Here is a 22,806-nt window from a genome sequence, read left to right as displayed (position 1 = left end):
CCGCGTCCATGCCGGACCTGCATGTGTTGGTGACGGGCGGCGCCGGCTATATCGGCACGCACACGCTGGTGGCGATGGTGGCGGCGGGCCAGCGGCCGCTGGTGCTGGACAACTTCAGCAACGGCAGCCGCGAGGCCGTGCGCCGCGTCGAACGTCTGTGCGGTGTGGAGATTCCGCTGGTGGAAGGGGACATCCGCAGCCCCGGGCTGGTCGAGTCGGTGCTGGCCGAGTCCGCCGCGCGCGGCGCGGCGGTGAAGGCGGTGCTGCACCTGGCCGGCAGCAAGGCGGTGGGGGAGTCCGTCGCCGATCCCCTCAAGTACTACGACAACAATGTTGGCGGTTCGGTGGCGCTGCTGCGCGCCATGCGCGAAACAGGCGTGTCGCGCATGGTGTTCAGTTCGTCCGCCACCGTATACGGCGAGCCTCGCTATCTGCCGTTCACCGAGGCGCACCCCTTGGCGCCCACCAATCCCTATGGCCGCACCAAGCTGATGGTGGAGGAAATCCTGCGCGACGCCTGCGCCGCGGACCCGGCCTTCAGCGCCGTCACGCTGCGCTATTTCAATCCCATCGGCGCGCACCACAGCGGGCAGATCGGCGAAAGCCCGCGCGACGTGCCGAACAATCTGTTCCCGTTCATCACCCAGGTAGCGGTGGGCCGCCAACCCTTTCTGCGGGTATTCGGCGACGACTACGACACCGTGGACGGCACGGGAGTGCGCGACTACCTGCACGTCATGGACCTGGCGCAGGGGCATGTGCAGGCGTTGGCGTACTCGGAAGGCCATCCCGGGTTCGTGGCGGTGAACCTGGGCACGGGGCAGGGCACCAGCGTGCTGGAGCTGGTGCACGCCTTCGAACGGGTCAATGGCTGTCGGATTCCGGTGCGCACGCAGGCCAGGCGTCCTGGCGATATCGAACGGATGTGGGCGGACCCGGCCCTCGCGGCCTCGCTGCTGGGCTGGCACAGCACGCACGACGTGGATGCCATGTGCGCGGACGGCTGGCGTTGGCAGCAGGGGAACCCACAGGGCTACGAGCAGGACGCTGCGGCATAACCCCTGCGGCGTGTCGGTTGGTTTCCGCGAAAACGGCGGGAGCGGTTACAGTGGACGGAAATATTGCGAAGCAGCATCGCGCGGCGGCCCGGGCCGCCGCGCAAGCACCGTCAACGAGGCGCACCCATGTTTGAATTCACTCCGTTTTCCCGTCGCGCCGGTTCCCGGCAGGAGCCGCGTTCATGAGCGGGCCGACCTACAGCGCGCCGGCTCACTGGAACCTGGACAGCATCGTGTCGGGCCTGCGCGAAGCGCGCGTGGCCTGGCGCGGTCCGCGCGGCCGTTTGCGCGAAGATGCCGGCCTGCGCGAGTTCCCCTCGCAGGAAAGCCTGCGCCAGATCGTCAAGGATCTCTGCGGCGCCCTGTTCCCCATGCGCTTGGGGCCGATAGACCTGCGCGAAGAGGTCGAGGACTTCTACGTCGGGCATACCATCGGCGCGGCGCTCGACGCGCTGCTGCACCAGGTCTGTCTTGAGCTGCAATACGTGGGCCGGCCCGAACAGGCTGCGCCCGCGGATACGCGCCAGCGCGCGATCGAGATCGTGCGCCAGTTCGGCGCCGAACTGCCCCGCGTGCGCGCGGCGCTGGACCTGGACGTGACCGCCGCCTACCAGGGCGACCCGGCCGCGCACAACGTGGACGAAGTGCTGCTGTGCTATCCGGGCGTGGCGGCCATGATCCATCACCGCCTGGCCAATGTGCTGTACCGCCTGGGCGTGCCCATGCTGGCGCGCATCGTGGCGGAGATCGCGCATGCGGACACGGGCATTGACATCCACCCGGGCGCCACCATCGGCCGCAGTTTCTTCATCGACCACGGCACGGGCGTCGTGATCGGCGAGACCGCCATCATCGGCGACCGTGTGCGCCTCTATCAGATGGTCACCCTGGGCGCCAAGCGCTTCCCGCCGGGTGAAAACGGCGAACTCAAGAAAGGCCTGGCGCGCCACCCCTTGATCGAGGACGACGTGGTGATCTACGCTGGCGCGACGATTCTGGGCCGCGTCACCATTGGCAAGGGCTCGACCATCGGCGGCAACGTCTGGCTGACCCGCAGCGTGCCGCCGGGCAGCAACGTGACCCAGGCCAGCCTGGTCAGCGACATGCCCGACTGTGGGCTGGGCGGCTGAACGGCGATTGCGGCCAGCGCCGCCGCGTGCCCGCGTGGCGGCAGGCACTTAGGAGCCTGGATGGACACACGAGTCTCTGATCTGGCCGCGCTGCGCGGCTTTGTCGACCGCCACCCGCGGCTGTTCGTGCTCACCGGAGCGGGCGTCAGCACCGACTCCGGCATTCCCGATTACCGCGACACCGAAGGTGAATGGAAGCGCAAGCCGCCCATGACCCTTCAGACCTTCATGGGCGGACCCCTGGCGCGGGCGCGCTATTGGGCGCGCAGCATGGTGGGCTGGAGACGTTTCGGCCACGTGCAACCCAATGCGTCGCACCGGGCGCTGGCCCGGCTGGAGTCGCGCGGCCGTGTTTCGGTACTGGTTACCCAGAACGTCGATGGCCTGCACGAAGCCGCCGGCAGCCGCGAGGTCGTGGACTTGCACGGCCGGCTGGACGCGGTGCGCTGCATGACATGCGACTGGCGCGGCGGCCGCCAGGCCTGGCAGGAAGCCTTGCTGGAGGCCAATCCGGACTGGGCGCTGCTGGATGCCACGGATGCGCCCGATGGCGACGCCGATCTCGAGGGCGAGGACTTCGCGAGCTTCAATGTGCCTCCGTGTCCGCGCTGCAACGGCATCGTCAAGCCGGACGTGGTCTTTTTTGGCGAGACCGTGCCGCGCGAACGCGTGGACAGGGCCAACACAGGCCTCATGAACGCGGACGCGGTGCTGGTGGTGGGGTCTTCGTTAATGGTGTATTCGGGCTACCGATTCGTGTCCGCGGCGGCGCGCAACGGCATGCCGATAGCTGCCATCAACCTGGGGCGCACCCGGGCCGACAGCATGCTGACCCTGAAAGTGGAACTGCCTAGTGCCGTGGCGCTGGACGCGCTGTAAAGCCGTCCGCGGGCGGCCGGTTTTTGACCGGTCTAAGCAAGTGCTTGCCCAGAAAAGGTTTTTTTCCGCTGTTACAGACCTTTCCATAGGGTTGTCCACAGGAACTGGGGATAACTCCTAGGGATAACCCCGAGATTTCGACCTCTCTTTAGGGGCTTCTGTCAAGCCTCGGGGGTATCCGCCATGTCCCCCAATAAGGCCTTGCGGGCGGCGTGCCAGCTGCCGGCGTCCGGCGCGTAGAGCAGGCCGCCAGTGCGATGCGTGGGCTTATAGGGGGAGCCATCGAAATGGGCGGCGTAACCGCCGGCCTCGCGGTGCAGCAGCCAGCCGGCGGCATGGTCCCAGGCGGTCAGTTGGTTGTACAGCGCGACGTGGCAGTGCCCCGCAGCCAGCATGCGGTACTCGTGCGCGGCGCAGCGCAGCGAGGCGGTGCTGCCCAGGCGCGCCAGATTGCTGTTGACGGCGGTGCGCAGCGGCTGGGGCAGCGCGCCGGTCGAAATCAGGCCGTCCATGTCTTCGGGAGGCACGGGGCTGGCCACGGCCAGTTGGGTCTGCTTGCCGTTTTCGTATTCCATCCAGGCGCCTTCGCCGCGCACGGCCAGCGCGCTGTCGCGGCTGACCGGATCGTAGATGACTCCTGCGATCACGTCGCCGCGATGGCAGGCGGCAATCATCATGCCGAACAGAGGCAAGCCCGCCACATAGTTGCGGGTACCGTCGATGGGGTCGATCAGGAATGCCAGGTCGGCGTCGACCAGCATGTTCAGCAGGGCGGGATTGCGAGCCGAGGCTTCTTCGCCGATCAGGACGGCGCCGGGGTGCAGTTTGGCCAGACGGGCCGCGATCAGGCGCTCGGCCGCTTCGTCCGCGTCGGTCACGAGATCCCGCGCGGAGCTTTTGCCGCGCACCGCGCCTTCCGGCAGATTGCGAAAGCGCGGCATGACTTCCGTTTGCGCCGTTTCAGCCAGGATGGCGGCGAGCCGGCGGGTGTCCTCGCGGGTAAAGGTTCTGCTCATACGGACTCGTTCGTTCGGGGAACGCGCAAATCTACCATGCCTGGCGCGGGCCGGGATGCAACATCGCCGGCCCGGGGTACCCGCGTAGGCCGCAGCCTGGCCCCGCTGGCGGCCGGCCAGCGGGGTGTCGTCGATCTGGCGCGATCAGGCGCCCAGGTCCACGCAGAGGTACTTGATTTCCAGGTAGTCTTCGATGCCGTACTTAGAGCCTTCGCGTCCCAGGCCGGATTGCTTGACGCCGCCAAACGGACCGACTTCGTTGGAGATGATGCCGGTGTTGATGCCGACAATGCCGTACTCCAGCGCTTCGGACACGCGCCAGATGCGGGCGTAGTCGCGAGTGAAGAAGTAGGCGGCCAGGCCGAAGATGGTGTCGTTGGCCATGCCGATGACTTCTTCTTCGGTTTCGAAGCGGAACAGCGGAGCCACCGGGCCGAAGGTTTCCTCGGTCGCGAAACGCATGGACTGCGTCACGTCGCGCACCACCGTCGGCTCGAAGAACGTGCCGCCCAGCGCATGGGGCTTGCCGCCGGCGATGACACGGGCGCCGTGCGAGGTCGCGTCGGCGATGTGTTCCTGCACCTTTTCCACCGCGCTGCTGTCGATCAGCGGACCCTGGGTCACGCCGTCGGCAAAGCCGTCGCCGACCTTCATGGCTTCGACCTTGGCAACCAGGCGCTTGGCAATCTCTTCATAGACGCCGGCCTGCACGTAGATGCGGTTGGCGCAGACGCAGGTCTGGCCGGCATTGCGGTACTTGGATGCCAGGATGCCGTCGACGGCGCGGTCCAGGTCGGCGTCGTCGAACACGATGAAGGGCGCGTTGCCGCCCAATTCCAGCGACAGCTTCTTGATGGTGGGCGCGCATTGCTCCATCAGCGTGCGACCGACTTCGGTGGAGCCGGTGAAGCTCAGCTTGCGCACCACGTCGCTTTCGCACAGGGCCGCGCCGATATCGCGCGAGCTGCCGGTGATGACGTGGAAAACGCCTGCGGGCACGCCGGCTTCCTCGGCCAGCACGGCCAGCGCCAGCGCCGTCAGCGGGGTCTGCTGAGCGGGCTTGACCACCATGGTGCAGCCGGCCGCCAGGGCGGGACCGACCTTGCGCGTGATCATCGCAGCCGGAAAGTTCCACGGCGTGATCGCGGCGGTCACGCCGATGGGTTGCTTGAGCGCCATCAGCCGTTGACCCGCCTTGGGGCTTTGCAGGATGTCGCCGTCGATGCGCTTGGCTTCCTCGGCGAACCACTCCAGGAACGAGGCGGCGTACGCGATTTCGCCAGCGGCCTCGGTCACGGGCTTGCCCTGTTCGGACGTCATGATGGCGGCCAGATCCTTCTGGTTCTGCATCATGAGCTGCGACCACTTCAGCAGGATCGCGGCGCGTTCCTTGCCGGTCTTGGCGCTCCAGGCGGGCAGGGCGGCCTCGGCGCTGGCGATGGCCTGTTCGGTTTCCTTGCGGCCCAGCTTCGGCACCGACAGGATGGTCTTGCCGGTGGAGGGGTTGGTCACGGGAATGGACGCGCCGCTGCCGGCGCCTACCCACTTGCCGTCGATGTAGCAGGCGTCGCGCAGCAGATCGGGGCGTGCCAGGGGTTGGGTCAGTGCTGTCATTGTTGGAGTCTCCTTGAATGGATTGCGGCCGGCCAGGAAACGGCTTGCGGGCGTGGCGGGTAGGCGGCTTGATGATCAAGCCGGAAACCCGCTACGCCCGCAAAACTTGTGCCTGCCTGCCGAAGAACCGGTTGTTCAGGCCCTGTTCGTCAGGCGGCGAGCGCCTCGGACAGGATGGCCAGCGCGCGATCGAACTGGGCGTCGGGGATGGTCAAGGGGTACAGGAAGCGCAGGACGTTGCCGTACACACCGCAGCTTAGCAAAATCAGGCCCTTTTCGATGGCGCGGGCTTGCACGCGCTTGACCGCTTCCGCATCCGGCTTGCCGGTGGCTGCGTCGTTCAGCTCCAGCGCGACCATGGAGCCCAGGCCGCGCACGTCGGCGATGCCCGGAACCTTGGCGCGCAGGCCTTCCAGGTGCGCGCGCAGCTTGTCGCCCAGGACCACGGCGCGTTCGCACAGCTTTTCCTCGGCGATCACGTCCAGCACGGCATGCGCCGCCGCTACCGCCAGCGGGTTACCGGCGTAGGTGCCGCCCAGGCCGCCCGCGGCCGGGCCGTCCATGATCTCGGCGCGGCCGACCACACCCGAGATCGGGAAGCCGCCGCCCAGGCTCTTGGCCATGGTGATCAGGTCGGCCTGGACCGAGTGGTGTTCCATGGCGAACAGCTTTCCGGTGCGGCCGAAGCCGGTCTGGACTTCGTCGGCGATCAGCAGGATGCCGTGCTCGTCGCAGACCTTGCGCAGCGCGGTCATCAGTTCGGGCGGGGTGATGTTGAAGCCGCCTTCGCCTTGCACGGGCTCGATGATGATGGCCGCGACGCGCTTCGGATCGATGTCGCACTTGAACAGCAGGTCCAGCGCCTTGAGCGAGTCCGCCACGGTGATGGATTGAGTGGCGTTGGGGAACGGCACGTGATAGATGTCGCCCGGCATCGGACCGAAGGACAGCTTGTACGGCGCGACCTTGCCGGTCAGGGCCATGCCCAGCATGGTGCGGCCATGGAACGAGCCCGAGAAGGCGATGACGCCCGAGCGGCCGGTGGCCGAACGCGCGATCTTGATGGCGTTTTCGACGGCTTCCACGCCAGTGGTGAAGAAGGCGCTCTTCTTCAGGCCGTCGATGGGGGCCAGGCGGTTGATGCGCTCGGCCAGCGAGACATAGCCTTCGTACGGGACGATCTGGTAGGCCGTGTGCGTGAAGTTGTCCAGTTGCGCGGCAACCGCGGCTTTGACCTTCGGGTGCAGGTGGCCCGTGTTCAGGACGGCGATGCCGCCTGCGAAATCGATGTATTCCTTGCCATTGGCATCCCACAGGGTGGCGTTTTCGGCGCGCACCGCGTAGAAGTCGCACATGACGCCGACGCCACGGGGCGTGGCCAGGGAACGGCGGGTATTCAGGTCCTGATTCTTCATCTCAGCCTCGGAGAGCATGATGGGCGGGAAAAAACCCCCACGGCGCGCCTTTGGCTAGCTGCCCCTGGGGGCGCTTTTTACCTTGGGGCGGCCCGGCGGCAAAAACCTTATTTAATGCTACGATGGCCCCATTTGTGGGAACCACTTTTATAAATCGGGTAGAACCAATTGCGGTCCATTGTCGGTGACTTGCTGCAGCTGCGGCTGGCGGACGGCTCCAGCGAGCCGATGAACAAGCGGCTGTACCGCGGCATCCGGGAGGCCATCCTGGACGGCGCCATCGCGGCGGACTCGCGGCTGCCGGCCACGCGCGATCTCGCGGCCGAGCTCGGCATCGCCCGCAACACCGTGGTCCACGTCTACAGCCAGCTGCTGGCGGAAGGCTATACCCGCAGCCGCCAGGGCAACGGTACCTTCGTCAACGCCTCGGTCCCGGATTCCTACCTGGCCAGCGGCCGGCGCAAGCACCTGCCGCCGCCGGCGCAAGCGCGTGCGGCGCTGTCGCCGCGCGGCGCGGCCATTGTGGATGGCGTGTCGGCCTCGCCCTACCAGTGGGGGGCGTTCATGCCCGGCGTGCCCGACCTGACGGAGTTTCCGCATAAAAAGTTTGGCCGCATCGTCAGCAGCCTGTGGCGCAATCCCTCGCCCGACCTGCTGACCTACGCCTATGGCGGCGGACTGCCGGCTTTGCGCGAGGCGCTGGCGCAACATCTGGCGTTGACCCGTTCGATCGATTGCGATCCCGAGCAGATCATCATTACCGAAGGCTCGCACCAGGCCATCGACCTGACCACCCGCATCCTGGGCGAGGCTGGCGAGACCGCCTGGGTCGAGGACCCCGGCTACTGGGGCGCGCGCACCATTCTGCAGGCCAACGGCCTGCGCACGGTGCACCTGCCAGTGGACGAAGAGGGCATGCGCCTGCCAGACACGGTGGGCACGCCGCCGCGCTTTATCTTCGTCACGCCATCGCATCAGTATCCGCTGGGCCCGGTCATGTCGCTGACGCGCCGGCGCCAACTGCTGGCGGTGGCGCGGCAGAGCGGCAGCTGGATCATCGAAGACGACTACGACAGCGAATTCCGCTTCTCGGGCCGGCCCATCGCGTCGCTCCTGGGGCTGGAACCGGATGCTCCCGTGATCTACATGGGCACGTTCAGCAAGACCCTGTACCCGGGCCTGCGCGTGGGGTACCTGGTGCTGCCCAAGACCCTCACCGCCGCGTTCCAGGCGGCGCACGCGGAGCTCTACCGCGAAGGCCATCTGATGACGCACGCCGCCCTGGCCACGTTCATCTCGGAGGGCCATTACGCGGCCCACATCCGCCGCATGCGCATGCTGTACGGGCGCCGCCGCGCCATGCTCGTCAACCTGATCGAACGGCGGCTGGGACCCGATTGGCTGCATCGCGACGCCAGCATGGCGGGGCTGCACCTGGTGCTGACGCTGCCCCCGGACATGGATGACCTGCGCGTGGTGGACGTGGCGCGCGGCAAGGGCGTGCTGACGCGCGCGCTGTCGCGCTATTACGTCAATGACGAAGGCCGGCGGCCGGGCCTGCTGCTGGGCTACGCCTGCGTGCCCGAGCACGATATCGCGCGCAAGTTCGAGGTGCTGCTGGAAAGCCTGGCCGAAGTGGCGCGCGCACCTGCCGCGGCGCAGCCCCTCGCCGCTTCAGGCGGGCGCTAGCGCGGCCGCGAAGGCCGCGGCGTTGCGCATGCCCTGGTCTTCGAAGTTGGTGTTGAACACCGCGTGGGCCTGGGCGCTTTGGGCCGCCAGGCGAGCGAAGCGCTCGGCGAGTTCGGCCAGTTCCTGTTCGGAGTATTCGTATTGGAAGCGTCCCGAGGATGCGGCGCCGGATACGTTCCAGGTGGCGGCGTTGCGTCCGTGCAGGCGCAGCAGCGTCAGTTCCGGGTGGGTGCATTCCCATATGGCGGGCACTGAATTGTCAAACCCCTGCGGGCTGTCGACCACCGTATGCGCCAGCCCCAGGTCGCGTTCCAAGGCCAGGGTATCCGCGGTGGCGGCGGGCGACTCGAACCAGCTGCGGTGGCGGAACTCCACCGACACCAGGTGTTCCTCCATGCGCCGCGCGCAATCGGCGACCCGGGTCCGGCCGCGCGCGTCGCGCCGGATCCAGGGCGGAAACTGGAAATGCACCGCGCCCAGCTTGTCCGACATGCGCAGCGGCTCCAGCGCAAGCTGGTAGCGGCGCCAGAGTTCGTCGCGCAGGTCCGCCGGCATCCGGTCGTGGTAGATGACGGGTTCGGGCCAGCCAGGCAGTTCGCGCCGGATGTCCGCGGGCAGGGCGGAAAGCGGCGTCTGATGGCCGGTGAACAGCCGGAAGGCCTTGATATTGAAGATGAAATCGTCCGGCGTGCGCAGCGACCAAAGGTAGGCATTTTCCGCCGTGGGCATGGCGTAGTAGCTGGAATCCACCTCGGCCATGGGAAAGCGCGATGCATAAAAGCGCAGCCTGGCCTCGGCGCTGCGGACATCCGGGGGATAGAAGCGGCCGCAGGCCAGGAGGGTGGGATCGGTCCAGGAGGCGGTGCCGGTCAGTAGGCGCATGGCCGAGGGCAAATCAGACGGAATTGAAAAATTTCTGTATAAATATACAGTGCCGATCGAGGGCCGGGCAACGCTCACCCTCCAATTTCCAGAGGCCGCGGCAATGCGGCCCCGCTTCATGTCCGACCAAACCAATCCGCCATCCCCGTCCGCCGCCGACCGCCCCGATCCCCTGGCCGATCTCAACCCCGCCCAACGCGAAGCCGCCGAGTTCGGTGTGGCGGGCGCGCCTGGAGACGACGGCCCCTTGCTGGTAATTGCGGGGGCGGGTTCGGGCAAGACCAATACGCTGGCCCACCGGGTCGCGCACCTGATCCTGAACGGCGCGGATCCGCAGCGCATGCTGCTCTTGACCTTCTCGCGCCGCGCCGCGCTGGAAATGGAGCGGCGCGTGGGCTCGGTGCTGCAGCGGGTGATGAATCTGCGCGCGACGCAACAGGCCCCCTCGCTGCCATGGGCGGGCACCTTCCACGCCATCGGCGCGCGGCTGTTGCGCGACTGCGCGCAACGCATCGGCCTGTCCGAGGCCTTCACCATCCATGACCGGGGCGACGCCGAAGACCTGATGGGGATGGTGCGCCACGAGCTGGGCCTGTCGTCCACCAAGTCCCGCTTTCCCCTCAAAGGCACTTGCCTGGCCATCTATTCGCGCGTGGTCAACAGCCAGACCCCGGTGGCCGACGTCCTGAAGACGTCCTTTCCCTGGTGCGCCCAATGGGAGGACGAACTCAAGAACCTGTTCCGCGCCTACGTCGCGGCCAAACAGGACCAGCAGGTGCTGGACTACGACGACCTGCTGCTTTATTGGGCCGAGATGATGGGAGAGCCAGGCATCGCGGCCGACGTGGGCGCGCGTTTCGACCACGTGCTGGTGGACGAATACCAGGACACCAATCGCCTGCAGTCCGCGATCCTGCTGGCCATGAAGCCGGACGGCCGCGGCCTGACGGTAGTGGGCGACGACGCCCAGTCCATCTATTCGTTCCGCGCGGCCACGGTGCGCAACATCCTGGACTTCCCGGGACAATTTCCCTCGCCCGCCCGCGTGATTACGCTGGACCGCAATTACCGCTCCACGCAGCCCATCCTGAACGCGTCCAACGCCGTGATAGGCCTGGCCACGGAACGCTACGCCAAGGACCTGTGGACCGACCGGCAATCGTCCCAGCTGCCCGAACTGGTGACGGTCAGCGACGAAGCCGGCCAGGCCCGCTGGGTGGCCGACCAGGTGCTGGCGCAGCGCGAGGGCGGCGCCACGCTCAAGTCGCAGGCGGCGCTGTTCCGCACCGCCAGCCACAGCGCCGCGCTGGAACTGGAACTGACTCGCCGCAATATTCCCTTCGTGAAATTCGGCGGCTTGCGCTTCCTGGAGGCCGCGCACGTGAAGGACCTGCTGTCGATATTGCGCTGGGCGGAAAACCCGCGCGGCCGCATGGCGGGATTTCGTGTGGCTCAGCTGCTGCCCGGCATCGGCCCGGCCACGGCGGGCAAGCTGATGGACGCGATGTCCGCGTCCGCCGAGCCCCTGCGCGCGCTGCGCGAGTTCAAACCGGGTTCCGCGGCCCAGGCGGAGTGGGGCGCTTTTGCCGACACCTACGCGGCGCTGTGCGATCCCGCGCAGAAATGGCCGGCCGACGTGGACCTGGCCCTGCGCTGGTATGGGGCGCAGCTGGAACGCCTGTACGACGATGCGCGCGTGCGGCGCGCTGACCTGGACCAGCTGGCGCGCATCGCCGCGGGCTACGGCACGCGTGAACGCTTCCTGACCGAACTGACGCTCGATCCGCCCGATGCCACCAGCGACGAGTCCGGCGCGCCGCATCGCGACGAGGACTACATGATCCTGTCCACCATCCATTCCGCCAAGGGCCAGGAATGGAAGGCGGTCTATGTGCTGAACGTGGTGGACGGCTGTATCCCTTCCGACATGAGTACCGGCACGGCCGAGGAAATCGAAGAAGAGCGCCGCCTGCTCTATGTGGCGATGACGCGGGCCAAAGAGCGCCTGCAGCTCATCGTGCCGCAGCGCTTCTATGTGCACCAGCAGACCGGCATGGGCGACCGGCACGTTTATGGATCGCGCACGCGCTACATCACGAACGCCATGCTGCCACTGTTTGATCACTTGCCCAAGCTGCCCGATTTGCCGGCCGGGCGCGCCGCGCCCAAGGAACCGCAGGCGCCCGCCGTGGACGTCGCCAAGCGGGTGCGCAACCTGTTCTCGTAGGCTGGGCTATCATCGGCCGATATATATAAGCTGTCCGGCAGGGATCGCATTGACCAAGGGTGTGTATGTCTACTGAAGAACATGCGGCCGACGGCTCGAAGACCGAAGTCGTCGCATCGATCGCCTACGTGAACGGACGGCGGGACCGCGAGGTCCCCATCGACGAAGTCGCCCAGTACGTCAGCCAGGACCACGGCATGCTGTGGATCGGCCTGCGCAATCCGCGCCCGGAAGTGCTGGCCAAGGTTGCCAGCGAACTCGGCGCCTGCGACAAGAACCAGGAAGAGATGCTGGAAACCCACCGGCGGCCGAAGATCATCGACTACGGCAACATGATCCTCATCGTGGCCATTACGGTGGAGGTCGAGGCCGAGCGTCCCATCTTCGGCGAAACCCAGTTCCTTATCGGCGACGGTTTCCTGGTCACGGTGCGGCGCGGCGCGACCGCGGGCCACAGCCCCTTGCGCGAACGGCTGGAGGCTTCGCCCGACCTGCTCAAGCGGGGCAGCGATTACGTCGCGTCCGAATTGCTGGATTGGCTGGTGGACCGTTATGTCGCGGCGGCGGGCAAGATCGAAACCGTGGTCGAAGGCGCCGAACAGAAGCTGCTGATCCGCGGCGCCAAGGACTCCGATATCCGCAGGCTGTACCGGCAGCGCCGTGACCTGCTGCGCATCCACACCGTCGTGTCGCCGCTGGCGGAGATCTGCCGCCGTCTGGCGCGCGTCGAGATGTCGGCGGTGGACGAGCACGCTCGCCCGTACTTCGGCGAGGTCGCCGACCGCGTGCTGCGCGTGGACGAACTCTTCAACTCGCTGCGCGAATCCCTGGCCTTCGCCTTTGAAGCCAGCCTGATGATAGGCCAGGCCGCGCAGAATGACACTACCCGCAAGCTGGCCTCCTGGGCCGCCATCCTGGCGGTGCCCACGGCCATCGCGGGCATTTACGGCATGAACTTCGAATTCATGCCCGAGCTGAAGTCGCCCTGGGGCTACCCGGTCACGCTGGGCGTCATCGCGTCGGTCTGTTCGGTCCTGTATTGGCGTTTCCGCAAGTCGGGCTGGCTGTAGACCAGGGCTGCTTTCAGCACGACCGCCACCACCACCTTTATGGCAAACTGCCTGCGTTTTCCTATCTGGAGCCGGGCTGGTGCGTGGCAAATCTCCCTTTCGCGGCGGCAGCAAGCTGACCGCTCTGATCGTCGCCTTGATCCTTGCGGCGGCGGGCGCCATCGTCAATGGGTTGCAGCCCTCGGGAAGGGAGGGGCTGGACCGGGCCGAACGGCCGACCTCCTCGACCCAGGACAGGCCGGGCGCGGCGCTAGCGGGCGGCGTGCCCCAGGGCAGCTACACCCTGACGGGCATGATCGTGAATGTCGCTGACGGCGATACCGTGACCCTGCGCGCGCCGGACGGCCAGCATCGCATCCGCATGGACAGCATCGACGCGCCCGAAGAGGGTCATGGGTCCGAGCAGCCCGGCCAGCCTTATGCCGAGGCGGCGCGCAAGAACCTGGCCGGCCTGGTCGCGGGCAAGACGCTCACCGCGCAATGCTACGAAAAGGACCAGTACGGACGGGAAGTCTGCGCCCTGATCCTGGACGACGGCCGCTCGGCCAATCGCCTGCAGGTGGAGGCCGGTTACGCTTGGGCGTACACGGCGCGCCAGGGCGACTACCTGCGCGACAAGGCCATGCCGGACCTTCAACGCCAGGCCAAGGCGGCCGGGCGCGGCCTGTGGGCGCAGCCTGGCGCCATGCAACCCTGGAAGTGGCGCTATGACTGCTGGCGGCAGCGCCAGTGCGGTTGAGCCGGCGCGTGAACGCTGCCGGCCCTGGGGGATGCCTGGGTATGGGCCGGCGCCGGTGTTTGCTATCCTCTGTCGCAACGATTTGAAGGGAAGGTTTCCATGCGCGGATTGAAGCGGCTCTGGGCGGCGGCCATGCTGCTGTCGCTGGCGATGGCGGGCTGCTCGCAAGAAAGCCCCATCAACAGCCCCTACGCGTCCGGCGCCGAAAGCCAGAACACGCTGTTTTCCGCCTTCGTCAAACGGTCCCCGAAGTACCTGGATCCGGCCAGCTCTTATTCTGGCGACGAGACCCCTTATACGTACAACATCTATGAGACGCTGTACGGCTACCACTACCTGAAGCGGCCCTACGAGCTGGTGCCGCGCGCGGCCGCGGCCATCGACCCGCCCGTCTACCTGGATGCGCAGGGCAACACGCTGCCCGCCGACACGCCCGGCGAGCGGATCGCGCAAAGCATCTACGACATCAAGATCCGGCCCGGCGCGCGTTATGCGCCGCATCCGGCTTTCGCGCGCAAGACGGATGGCAGCTACGACTACTTCCCGCTGGCGCCGGGCGAGCTGGACGACAAGTTCTACATCCCAGATTTCCCGCGCACCGGCACGCGCGAGCTGACCGCGGACGACTATGTCTATGCGTTCCGGCGCCTGGTCAGTCCGCGTGTCGTGTCGCCGATCTCCGGTCTCATGATTGAGCATGTGGCCGGCCTGAAAGAGTACGCGGAGCGTCTGCGCCAGCGCGACCAGGCGCTGCGCAGCGACATGCCGGGCGGCGCCGGCACGCCTCCGTGGCTGGACCTGCGCGAACCCGACGGCTTTACCGGGGTGCAGGCGCTGGACCCGCACACGCTGCGCATCCGCGTCAACGGCAAGTACCCGCAGTTCAAGTACTGGCTGGCCATGACCTTCACCGCGCCTATTCCCTGGGAGGCCGATCGCTTCTACAGCCAGCCGGGCATGGCGGCGCACGACCTGTCATTCAACACCTGGCCGGTGGGCACCGGGCCCTACATGCTGGTGGAGTCGCTGCAGAACCGGCGTCATGTGCTGGGCCGCAATCCCAACTTCCACGGCGAACCCTATCCCTGCGAAGGCGAGCCGGGCGACGCGGCTGCGGGCCTCCTGGCCGACTGCGGCAAGCCCACGCCCTTCATCGACCGCGCGGAGTTCAGCGTCGAAAAGGAAGCCATACCGCTGGTCGGCAAGTTCATGCAGGGCTATTACGACGTGCCCCAGATCGAGCGCGGCGAGTACGGGGTGGCCATGCTGGTCGCCGCGGGCGACAGCCAGGACAAGGCGCGCCAGTATCGCGAGCACGGCATCAAACTGCCGACCACGGTCGAGACTGCCAACTGGTACATGGGTTTCAACTGGCTGGACCCCGTGGTGGGCAAGGGCGATACGCCGGAGCAGGAGGAAAAGAACCGCAAACTGCGCCAGGCCATCAGCATCGCCTTCGACTGGGAAGAGTACGTCGCGGTGTTCGAGAACAGCCAGGCCTCGGTGGCTTATGGCCCGGTGCCGCCTGGCGTGCTTGGCTATCGTGAGCCCCCCGAAGGCGTGAACCCGGTGGTCTATGACCTGGTGGACGGCAAGCCGGTGCGCAAGTCCGTGGACGTGGCCCGCCGCCTGCTGGCCGAGGCCGGCTATCCCGACGGCCGCAACGCCAAGACGGGCGCGCCGCTGGTGCTCTACTACGACTCGATGGTGGGGGGCGGCTCCAATCCGCAGTTCGACTGGATGCGGCGCCAGCTGGCCAAGATCGGGGTGCAACTGGACGTGCGCGCCACCGACTACAACCGCTTCCAGGACAAGATGATGCGCGGGTCCGCGCAGATCTTCCTGTGGGGCTGGAACGCCGACTATCCCGATGCCGAGAACTTCCTGTTCCTGCTTTATGGCCCCAATGCCAAGGCCAAGGGCGGCGGCGAGAATGCGGCCAACTATGCCAGCCCCGAGTACGACCGCCTCTTCGAGCAAATGAAGTTCCTGGACGATGGCCCAGAAAAAGAACAGCTCATCGCGCGAATGGTCGCCATCGTGCAGCGCGATGCGCCCTGGATGTTCGGCTACTTCCCGATGTCGGGCGGTGCCTACCAGCAATGGGTCGGCAATGCCAAGCCGACCCAGATGGTCCGCAACACGCTGCAGTACCTGAAGATCGACCCGGTCCTGCGGCAGCAGAAGATCGACGAGTGGAACTACCCGAAGTGGTGGCCCATAGGCCTGTTTGCGCTGTTGCTGGCGCTGGCGATATGGCCTTCCTATGTGGCGCTGAAGCGGCGCGAGCGCCAGACGGCCTTCGTGCCGTCCCAGGGCAAGGAGCATCAATCATGATCGGCTACGTGATCCGCCGGTTGCTGTACGGCGTGCTGATCCTGATCGGCGTGAATCTCTTCACCTTCATCCTGTTCTTCGCGGTGAATACGCCCGACGATATGGCGCGGCTGGCGATCGGCGGGCAGCGCGTCAACCAGGACGCGGTAGAAAAGTGGAAGGCCGAGCGGGGCTACGACAAGCCCTTGTTCTTCAACGCCAAAGCCGAAGGCGCGGCCCAACTGACCGACACGGTGTTCTACCAGCGCTCGGTGCCTCTGCTTGTCATGGACTTCGGCGCATCCGATGGCGGGCGCGACATCGGCCGCGAGATCAAGACGCGCATGGGCCCCAGTCTGGCCCTGGCGGTGCCGACCTTTTTCCTGGGGCTGTTCGTCAGCATCGTCTTTTCCCTGACGCTGGTGTATTTCCGGGCGACGCGCCTCGACTTCTGGGGCGTGGTGGTCTGCGTGCTGCTGCTGTCCATTTCCAGCCTGTTCTACATCATTGCCGGCCAATGGGTATTCGCCAAGCTGCTGCGCCTGGTGCCGTTCTCGGGTTTTTCGGGCGGGCTGGACGTGGTCAAGTTCCTGGCGCTGCCGGTGCTTGTCGCGATCGTCTCGCGGCTGGGTCCGGAAGCGCGCTTCTACCGCACCTTGTTCCTGGAGGAGATCGGCAAGGACTATGTGCGCACCGCGCGCTCCAAGGGGCTGGCCGAACGCGTCGTGCTGTTCCGGCACGTGCTGCGAAACGCGATGCTGCCCATACTGACCAGCACGGTGGCCGCCTTGCCGCTGCTGTTCATGGGCAGCCTGATCGCAGAGTCCTTCTTCGGCATTCCGGGGTTGGGCAGCTACACCATCGACGCCATCAACGCGCAGGATTTCTCCATCGTGCGCGCCATGGTGTTCCTCGGGGCCGCCCTCTACATCGTGGGGCTGATCCTGGCCGACATTTCCTACACGCTGGCCGACCCCCGCGTCAGATTCGAGTAGCCGCCATGCCCAAGTTCGTCTTCCTCTGGACCGATATCGCGCTATGGCTCATGACCCTGGGCGCGCTGGCCTATGCCTGGCACGTGCGCCGCAGCCCGAACCTGCGCGCGACGTGGGCGCGGGTGGCCCGCGACACGCCTGCCATGTGCTCGGCAGTGATTCTTGCCGCGTTCGTGACGATTGGCCTGCTGGACTCGGTGCATTATCGGCCGCTGCTGCCGCCGGCTCCGGGCGCCGCCGCCGACGCGCCTCCTGCCTACGCGCCCGCGGTGCGTTCCGCGCTGGACGGCTTGCTGGCCGGCACCGTGCTGACCACCCCCGAAAAAACCTATTCCGAACCCTTGGCGGTGCGTCAGTTCACCAAGGAAACCATGCTCGTCAACGACAAGCCGGTGCGCGACTTTCCCCGGCTGCGGGGCGCGGGCGTGCACCTGGACGACCCTGACCGCGACTACCTGGGCGACGTGGCCAAACGGCTCGGGCTGGGGCTGGCCGCGGGGCTGGCCGTCGCGGCCGTCGTGATCGGGCTGGCCTATGCCGGCCTGGCAAGGCGGCGCGGCGCGCGGGCGCAGGCAGAGGACGCGCAGGGCGGGCTCTCGGAAGTGCCCTGGCGCGCCATGGCCGTCACTTTCACGTTGCTATGCCTGGTGACCGGGGCGCTGGTTGGGCTGTCCAGCGGCTATCACGCGCTGGGCACCGACCGCATCGGCAACGATGTGCTGTGGCAGGCGCTCAAGAGTATCCGCACGGCGCTCGTCATCGGCAGCCTCACCACCATCGCGATGCTGCCCCCGGCCATTGTGTTCGGCATTGCCGCCGGCTATTTCAAGGGCAAGGTCGACGACGGCATCCAGTATCTCTACACCACCATTACCTCGATCCCGGGGGTGCTGCTGGTGGCTGCCTGCGCGCTGATGATGCAGGTCTACATAGACAACCACGCAGACCTGTTCGACACCTCGGCCGCGCGCGCCGACCTGCGGCTGTTCCTGCTCTGCATGATCCTGGGCTTCACCGGCTGGGCTGGCCTGTGCCGCCTGTTGCGCGCCGAAACCCTCAAGCTGCGCGAGCTGGAATACGTGCAGGCCGCTCGCGCGTTTGGCGTATCGCACTGGCGCATCATGACCCGCCATCTGCTGCCCAACGTGGCTCACCTGGTCCTGATCACCGTGGTGCTCGAGTTCTCTGGCCTGGTCCTGTACGAGGCGGTGCTGTCCTATCTGGGCATAGGCGTGGATCCCAGCATGAATTCTTTCGGTTCCATGATCGACGGCGCGCGGCTGGAGATGTCCCGCGATCCCATGATCTGGTGGAACCTGATGACGGCCTTTCTCTTCATGCTGGCGCTGGTGCTGGCGGCCAATCTGTTTGCCGATGCGGTGCGCGACGCCTTTGATCCGCGTACTCGCCGCTACAAGCCCGGCCGCATGGCCCGCCTGGGCCTGTTTGGCCGCGGCCCCCGCACGGCGCTGGCCACGGACACCCGTTCGTCCCGTCCTGGAGATGCGCCATGAGCCAGTCTTCCTTGCTTGAGGTGCACGGCCTGGACGTGGACATCGCCGGCGAAAGCGGCATGACCCATGCGGTCAAGCGTCTGCAGTTGGCGATTTCGCGGCGACAGACCTTCGCGCTGGTCGGCGAGTCGGGCTGCGGCAAGAGCATGACGGCGTTGGCGCTGTTGCGGTTGCTGCCCGACGCCGGACGTATCGTGGGCGGGCAGATCGACCTGGACGGAGAGGACCTCAACCGCCTGCCCGAAAGCGCCATGCGCGGCGTGCGGGGCGGGCGCATCGGCATCATCTTCCAGGAACCCTCCACCAGCCTGAATCCGGTCATGCGGGTGGGCGACCAGATCATCGAGACCCTGGTCGCCCATACGCCCCTGCGCGGCGCCGCCGCGCGCGCCCGGGCCGTGGACTGGCTGCGGCGAGTGGGCATTCCCGAGCCCGAACGGCGCATCGACGACTATCCCTTCCAGTTCTCGGGCGGACAGAAGCAGCGCGTCATGATTGCCATCGCGCTGGCGGCCGAGCCCTTGCTGCTCATCGCGGACGAGCCGACCACGGCGCTGGACGTCACCGTGCAAGCGCAGGTGCTGGACCTGCTGGCTGACATTCAGCGGGAAATGGGCATGGCTGTGCTGCTGATCACTCACGATCTAGCGGTGGTGAAGAACGTGGCCCACCACGTGGCCCTGATGCGCGGTGGCGAGATCGTGGAAAGCGCCGCTGCCGAAGCGTTCTTCCGCGCGCCCAAGCATCCCTATGCGCGGCAGCTGTTCGAGGCGATTCCCACGTTCGAAAAACGCGGTACTCCGCTCACGGAAAGCGGTCGCGAGGCCATGGCCCGCGACGCAGACCTGCAGGCCGCGGCCCCGCGGGCGCGCAATGCGGAGATGGTGCTGGACGTGCAGGACCTGAAGGTCCATTACCCCGTGCGCAAGGGACCGCTGCGCCGCATCGCGTCATGGGTCAAGGCGGTGGACGGCGTGACCTTCTCCCTGAGGGCGGGCGAAACCCTGGCGCTGCTGGGCGAATCCGGCTGCGGCAAGACCACCACCGGCAAGGCGCTGCTGCGGCTGATCGACGGCGCGCGCATTTCCGGCCGCGCGATGCTGCGGGGCCAGGACGTGCTGTCGGCGGACCGGCGCACGCTGCAACGCCTGAGGCAGGACATCCAGATCGTTTTCCAGGACCCCTATGCGTCGCTGGACCCGCGCATGCGCGTGGGAGATATCCTGGATGAAGGGCTTGCGTCCCTGCGCAGGGGCATGGACAAAGATGCGCGCCGTGCGCACGCCGCGGGGCTGATCGAGCGCGTGGGCCTGCCCGCCAATACGCTGGCGCGCTATCCCCACGAATTCTCGGGCGGCCAGCGCCAGCGGATTGCGATCGCCCGGGCTCTGGCGGTCGAGCCGAAAGTGCTGATCTGCGATGAGCCCACGTCGGCGCTGGACGTCTCCGTGCAGGCGCAGATCCTCGACCTGCTGCGCGAGTTGCAGCTCGAACTGGGCATCGCCTATCTGTTCATTACGCACAACTTCGGCGTAGTCGAGTACCTGGCCGACCGCATCGCCGTCATGGACGGCGGGCGCATCGTCGAGTTGGGGCCGGCCGACGCGGTGCTGCATGCGCCGCGGCAGGACATGACTCGCAGGCTGCTGGCCGCGGTGCCGCGCCTGCACTTCGGACCGTCCGAAGCGGCCTGATGCGGCAGCGGGGGCGGGCCCCCGCTGCCGGTCTACACGGCGTGATGCGCGCCGCCCGTTTCCAGCCAGGCCAGCGTGTCGCGCTTCACATTGCGGCCGCTGCGCGTCAGGAAGGCGTGCACCATTTCCAGTTCAGCGGTGTCATAACCGCGCGCGGTGGTCGCAATGGCCTCGGCGATCCACTGCCGTTCCTGCGCCAGCTGTTGGCACTGCTCCTCCACCGGCCGGATCACGATCATTCTGCGATCCAGTGGATGACGGCCTCGCTGGACATAGCCAGCCGCTTCCAGCCGGTTGATCAATGCCGTTGCGCCGCCCGAGCTGATGCCCATCAACTGGGCCAGATGCCCCGTGGGCAGAGCATCGAACTCCATCACCAGTTCCAGCGCCTTCAGGTCCGCCAGGGGGATGCCCAGCTTTTCCGCCAGGGCCGACTGGCATGCCGCGTTGTAGGCGGCGAACTGCCGGCCCAGCAGCAGGACGATGTCGTCCAGCATGCCGGATCGCCGCTCGCTTCCTGATGATTCAGCCATGCCGGTCACATGCTCGTGGTGAAAGTAGGTCTGTTGTTGCAGCATGATGTAGGTTCCTGGCGGTTGAGAGGGATCACTTCTTGCCGGCCAGCCCGCCAAGCAATCCGCCCAGCAGTCCGCCGTTCGCGGTTCCACCGGCAGAGCCGCCCGCGGCCGCGCCGCCTGTCAGGCTGCCGGTCACGCCGCCCAGCAGCCCGCCGAGCAGGCCGCCATTGGCCGCAGCGCCTGCCCCCGATCCCCCCGAGCTGGCAGGCGCACCGGCGGATCCGCCGGCAGCTCCGCCCGCCGAAGCGTTGGCGGCGACACTCACCCCGCCTACCAGTCCGCCCAGCAATCCGCCGCCCGCTGCGCCACCTGCCGTGCCTCCTACGGCGCCGGTCACGCCGCCCAAGAGCCCCGTAACCGGCGCCAACAAACCGCCCGCGCCGCTGTTGCCGCCGGTCGAGCCCCCCACTGCGCCGGTCACGCCTCCGAGCAGGCCCGTCACCGGGGCCAGCAGGCCGCCCGCGCCGTTGCCGCCGCCGGTCAGACCGCCGGTCACGCCGCCCAGGCCCAGGCCGCCCGTCAACGAGGCAACCGCGCCGGTGGCATTGGCCAGCGTCGAGCCCAGGGGATTGGTGTTGCCCGGCGTGGCATGCAGCAGGCCGCCCGCGCTGGCGACGGCGCCGCCCAGGCCCTGCAGCACGCCGTTCAAGCCCGGCGTGCCGCCCGGCAACGCGCCGCCCAGATTGGTGACCGTGCCGCCCAGGCTGCTCAACAGGCCGGCGACGGGTGCGCCCAGTTTGGTGGTATCGCCCACTTGTTGTGTCAGGCCCGTGACCTTGCCGGCCAGCGGACTCGCGGTGGGATCCAGCGCGCCACCCACGCCCGCGAGCACGGGTTGCAGGCCCAGCGGCAGTACGTTGTCCACTGTCTTGCCGACGTTGCCCAGCGCGGGTTCGAGCAGCGGCGTGGTGGGACCGCTCAGTGCGCCTCCGGTCACGCCGCCGACTACCTGGGTAATGGGCTGCAAGAGTCCGCCCTGGCCCGACAATGCGCCGGTCAAGGCGCCCACGGCACCGGTCGCATTGCCGAGCACGGTTGTCAGGGGATTAGGGTTGTTGGCGTCCGCGTGCAGCAGGCCGCCCGTGCTGGCGACCGTTTTGCCCAGGCCATCCACCAGGCCGCCCACGCCTGCGCCCAATCCTCCTGGCAAGCCCGAGCCCTTGACCGAGGTGCCCAGGTCACTGACCAGGCCGCCCACCTGCTTGACGACGCCGTCGGTGGGTTGTCCCAATCCCGTGGTGGCGCCGATCTGCTGCGTCAGGCCGACCACCGTATCGGCTACCGGCTTGATCGTGGGGTCCAGCGCCTTGCCCACGCCGCCCAGTGTCGAGTCGAGATTCAGGGGCAGGGTGTTGTCCACTGCCGCGCCGGTATTGCCCAGCGTTGTTTCGAGCAGGCCGACCACGCGCGGCGGGGTTCCCGGATCGGTGCCACCGCCAGGATCGGTGCCGCCACCGGGATTGGTACCGCCACCGGGATTGGTGCCGCCGCCAGGATTGGTGCCGCCACCAGGGTTGAGGCCGCCGCCAGGATCGAGGCCGCCGCCGCCAGGGTTCGTAGGAATGTCCGTGCCCGGCAGGCCGGCGGTTTTCTTTCCGCCGCCACCGCCGCCGCAAGCGGCCAAGGCGCTCACCAGGGCGGTGGCCATTACGGTGGCAGTCAGGATGCGCTGCAGGCTGCGCGCTTCGGAATGGGTTTGCATGGCGTACTCCTGTTGTTGGAAGACTCAGGCGTGGAAACAACCCGATACGCCCTTCCATGCACAAACCATGCCAAGAATTTTCAAGCCTTGTTCAAAACGATAATTCCACAGAATTTTGGTGATTTGAATTTCTTTATTATCAATGCCTTATCAACAAAAATAAGGGTTTTCCTCAGATGTGAAAAAACCGCACATTTGCGATCGCGCGCAGCCTGCGAATGTTACGAATGACCGTCATTCCCACGTTACGTTACGGTGGACGTTACGTAACGTCGGGGCACCCGTGCA

At 67.0% G+C, this 22,806-nt stretch carries 17 protein-coding genes; 11 read left to right on the top strand and 6 right to left on the bottom strand.

Features of this window, described 5'->3' with window-relative positions; genetic code table 11:
* Positions 1-8: 8 nt before the first annotated feature.
* From galE to CEY08_RS16180, 3 genes are all read left to right on the top strand, one after another.
* Positions 9-1,058 carry a UDP-glucose 4-epimerase GalE gene (gene galE, locus CEY08_RS16190; RefSeq protein ID WP_063961674.1) on the top strand — a complete coding sequence of 350 codons (1,050 nt, stop codon included), beginning with the start codon at positions 9-11 and terminating at the stop codon, positions 1,056-1,058.
* Between the two features lie 182 nt (positions 1,059-1,240).
* A complete protein-coding gene (epsC, locus tag CEY08_RS16185; RefSeq protein ID WP_042794426.1) occupies positions 1,241-2,188 on the top strand; it encodes a serine O-acetyltransferase EpsC in 948 nt (315 codons plus the stop codon).
* A 60-nt stretch (positions 2,189-2,248) separates the two neighbouring features.
* A complete protein-coding gene (locus CEY08_RS16180; protein ID WP_076814661.1) occupies positions 2,249-3,067 on the top strand; it encodes an NAD-dependent protein deacetylase in 819 nt (272 codons plus the stop codon).
* A 161-nt stretch (positions 3,068-3,228) separates the two neighbouring features.
* On the opposite strand, the gene CEY08_RS16175 is transcribed toward CEY08_RS16180, so the two are convergent.
* The 3 genes from CEY08_RS16175 to CEY08_RS16165 form a co-directional block, all read right to left on the bottom strand.
* The gene (locus CEY08_RS16175; protein WP_063641149.1) at positions 3,229-4,083 is read right to left on the bottom strand and encodes an inositol monophosphatase family protein; all 855 of its coding nucleotides are present in this window, start codon (positions 4,081-4,083) and stop codon (positions 3,229-3,231) included.
* Positions 4,084-4,227: 144 nt separating this feature from the next.
* Positions 4,228-5,697, bottom strand: a complete 1,470-nt coding sequence (locus tag CEY08_RS16170) for an NAD-dependent succinate-semialdehyde dehydrogenase (RefSeq protein WP_063641150.1) — start codon at positions 5,695-5,697, stop codon at positions 4,228-4,230.
* A 149-nt stretch (positions 5,698-5,846) separates the two neighbouring features.
* The gene (locus tag CEY08_RS16165) at positions 5,847-7,112 is read right to left on the bottom strand and encodes a 4-aminobutyrate--2-oxoglutarate transaminase (RefSeq protein WP_063641289.1); all 1,266 of its coding nucleotides are present in this window, start codon (positions 7,110-7,112) and stop codon (positions 5,847-5,849) included.
* Between the two features lie 168 nt (positions 7,113-7,280).
* On the opposite strand from CEY08_RS16165, the gene pdxR reads away from it, so the two are divergent.
* A complete protein-coding gene (pdxR, locus tag CEY08_RS16160) occupies positions 7,281-8,801 on the top strand; it encodes a MocR-like pyridoxine biosynthesis transcription factor PdxR (protein ID WP_042794421.1) in 1,521 nt (506 codons plus the stop codon).
* Here the strand turns inward: pdxR and CEY08_RS16155 are convergent.
* Positions 8,787-9,683: a DUF72 domain-containing protein gene (locus CEY08_RS16155; protein ID WP_076814659.1), complete on the bottom strand. Its 897-nt coding sequence runs from the start codon at positions 9,681-9,683 to the stop codon at positions 8,787-8,789. The genes pdxR and CEY08_RS16155 overlap by 15 nt on opposite strands.
* A 118-nt stretch (positions 9,684-9,801) precedes the next feature.
* On the opposite strand from CEY08_RS16155, the gene CEY08_RS16150 reads away from it, so the two are divergent.
* The 7 genes from CEY08_RS16150 to CEY08_RS16120 all read left to right on the top strand — a co-directional run bounded on the left by CEY08_RS16150 (position 9,802) and on the right by CEY08_RS16120 (position 20,238).
* Entirely contained in the window at positions 9,802-11,910 is a 2,109-nt protein-coding gene (locus CEY08_RS16150; RefSeq protein ID WP_076817798.1) for an ATP-dependent helicase, read from the top strand.
* 65 nt (positions 11,911-11,975) lie between these two features.
* Complete coding sequence (locus CEY08_RS16145) at positions 11,976-12,980, top strand: magnesium and cobalt transport protein CorA (RefSeq protein ID WP_042794419.1); 1,005 nt, start codon at positions 11,976-11,978, stop codon at positions 12,978-12,980.
* Between the two features lie 79 nt (positions 12,981-13,059).
* A complete protein-coding gene (locus CEY08_RS16140) occupies positions 13,060-13,719 on the top strand; it encodes a thermonuclease family protein (protein WP_088607730.1) in 660 nt (219 codons plus the stop codon).
* Between the two features lie 99 nt (positions 13,720-13,818).
* Positions 13,819-16,056 (top strand): ABC transporter substrate-binding protein, encoded by a 2,238-nt coding sequence (locus tag CEY08_RS16135; RefSeq protein ID WP_063959779.1) that lies wholly within the window; start codon positions 13,819-13,821, stop codon positions 16,054-16,056.
* Entirely contained in the window at positions 16,053-17,030 is a 978-nt protein-coding gene (locus CEY08_RS16130; protein WP_042794417.1) for an ABC transporter permease, read from the top strand. The genes CEY08_RS16135 and CEY08_RS16130 overlap by 4 nt, the downstream gene beginning before the upstream one ends.
* Positions 17,031-17,035: 5 nt before the next feature.
* Positions 17,036-18,544, top strand: a complete 1,509-nt coding sequence (locus CEY08_RS16125) for an ABC transporter permease (RefSeq protein ID WP_076814655.1) — start codon at positions 17,036-17,038, stop codon at positions 18,542-18,544.
* The gene (locus CEY08_RS16120) at positions 18,541-20,238 is read left to right on the top strand and encodes an ABC transporter ATP-binding protein (RefSeq protein ID WP_076814653.1); all 1,698 of its coding nucleotides are present in this window, start codon (positions 18,541-18,543) and stop codon (positions 20,236-20,238) included. The genes CEY08_RS16125 and CEY08_RS16120 overlap by 4 nt, the downstream gene beginning before the upstream one ends.
* 32 nt (positions 20,239-20,270) lie before the next feature.
* Here CEY08_RS16120 and CEY08_RS16115 read toward each other — a convergent pair whose 3' ends face one another.
* Both CEY08_RS16115 and CEY08_RS16110 read right to left on the bottom strand, forming a co-directional pair.
* Positions 20,271-20,816: a MarR family winged helix-turn-helix transcriptional regulator gene (locus CEY08_RS16115; RefSeq protein ID WP_076814651.1), complete on the bottom strand. Its 546-nt coding sequence runs from the start codon at positions 20,814-20,816 to the stop codon at positions 20,271-20,273.
* Between the two features lie 28 nt (positions 20,817-20,844).
* Positions 20,845-22,518, bottom strand: coding sequence for a collagen-like triple helix repeat-containing protein (locus CEY08_RS16110; protein WP_076814649.1), 1,674 nt, complete (start codon positions 22,516-22,518; stop codon positions 20,845-20,847).
* Positions 22,519-22,806 lie beyond the last annotated feature (288 nt).

This window comes from Achromobacter insolitus (assembly GCF_002209555.1).
Lineage (GTDB): Bacteria > Pseudomonadota > Gammaproteobacteria > Burkholderiales > Burkholderiaceae_B > Achromobacter > Achromobacter insolitus.
Note: the sequence above shows the minus strand (reverse complement) of the source record. Positions and strands in the feature narration are given on the sequence as shown.

What these genes read in the sequence shown, in the direction of transcription:
- galE (WP_063961674.1), top strand. Translation starts at nt 9, where the DNA reads ATGCCGGACCTGCATGTGTTGGTGACGGGCGGCGCCGGCTATATCGGC.
- epsC (WP_042794426.1), top strand. Translation starts at nt 1,241, where the DNA reads ATGAGCGGGCCGACCTACAGCGCGCCGGCTCACTGGAACCTGGACAGC.
- CEY08_RS16180 (WP_076814661.1), top strand. Translation starts at nt 2,249, where the DNA reads ATGGACACACGAGTCTCTGATCTGGCCGCGCTGCGCGGCTTTGTCGAC.
- CEY08_RS16175 (WP_063641149.1), bottom strand. Translation starts at nt 4,083, where the DNA reads ATGAGCAGAACCTTTACCCGCGAGGACACCCGCCGGCTCGCCGCCATC.
- CEY08_RS16170 (WP_063641150.1), bottom strand. Translation starts at nt 5,697, where the DNA reads ATGACAGCACTGACCCAACCCCTGGCACGCCCCGATCTGCTGCGCGAC.
- CEY08_RS16165 (WP_063641289.1), bottom strand. Translation starts at nt 7,112, where the DNA reads ATGAAGAATCAGGACCTGAATACCCGCCGTTCCCTGGCCACGCCCCGT.
- CEY08_RS16155 (WP_076814659.1), bottom strand. Translation starts at nt 9,683, where the DNA reads ATGCGCCTACTGACCGGCACCGCCTCCTGGACCGATCCCACCCTCCTG.
- CEY08_RS16150 (WP_076817798.1), top strand. Translation starts at nt 9,802, where the DNA reads ATGTCCGACCAAACCAATCCGCCATCCCCGTCCGCCGCCGACCGCCCC.
- CEY08_RS16145 (WP_042794419.1), top strand. Translation starts at nt 11,976, where the DNA reads ATGTCTACTGAAGAACATGCGGCCGACGGCTCGAAGACCGAAGTCGTC.
- CEY08_RS16135 (WP_063959779.1), top strand. Translation starts at nt 13,819, where the DNA reads ATGCGCGGATTGAAGCGGCTCTGGGCGGCGGCCATGCTGCTGTCGCTG.
- CEY08_RS16130 (WP_042794417.1), top strand. Translation starts at nt 16,053, where the DNA reads ATGATCGGCTACGTGATCCGCCGGTTGCTGTACGGCGTGCTGATCCTG.
- CEY08_RS16125 (WP_076814655.1), top strand. Translation starts at nt 17,036, where the DNA reads ATGCCCAAGTTCGTCTTCCTCTGGACCGATATCGCGCTATGGCTCATG.
- CEY08_RS16120 (WP_076814653.1), top strand. Translation starts at nt 18,541, where the DNA reads ATGAGCCAGTCTTCCTTGCTTGAGGTGCACGGCCTGGACGTGGACATC.
- CEY08_RS16115 (WP_076814651.1), bottom strand. Translation starts at nt 20,816, where the DNA reads ATGCTGCAACAACAGACCTACTTTCACCACGAGCATGTGACCGGCATG.
- CEY08_RS16110 (WP_076814649.1), bottom strand. Translation starts at nt 22,518, where the DNA reads ATGCAAACCCATTCCGAAGCGCGCAGCCTGCAGCGCATCCTGACTGCC.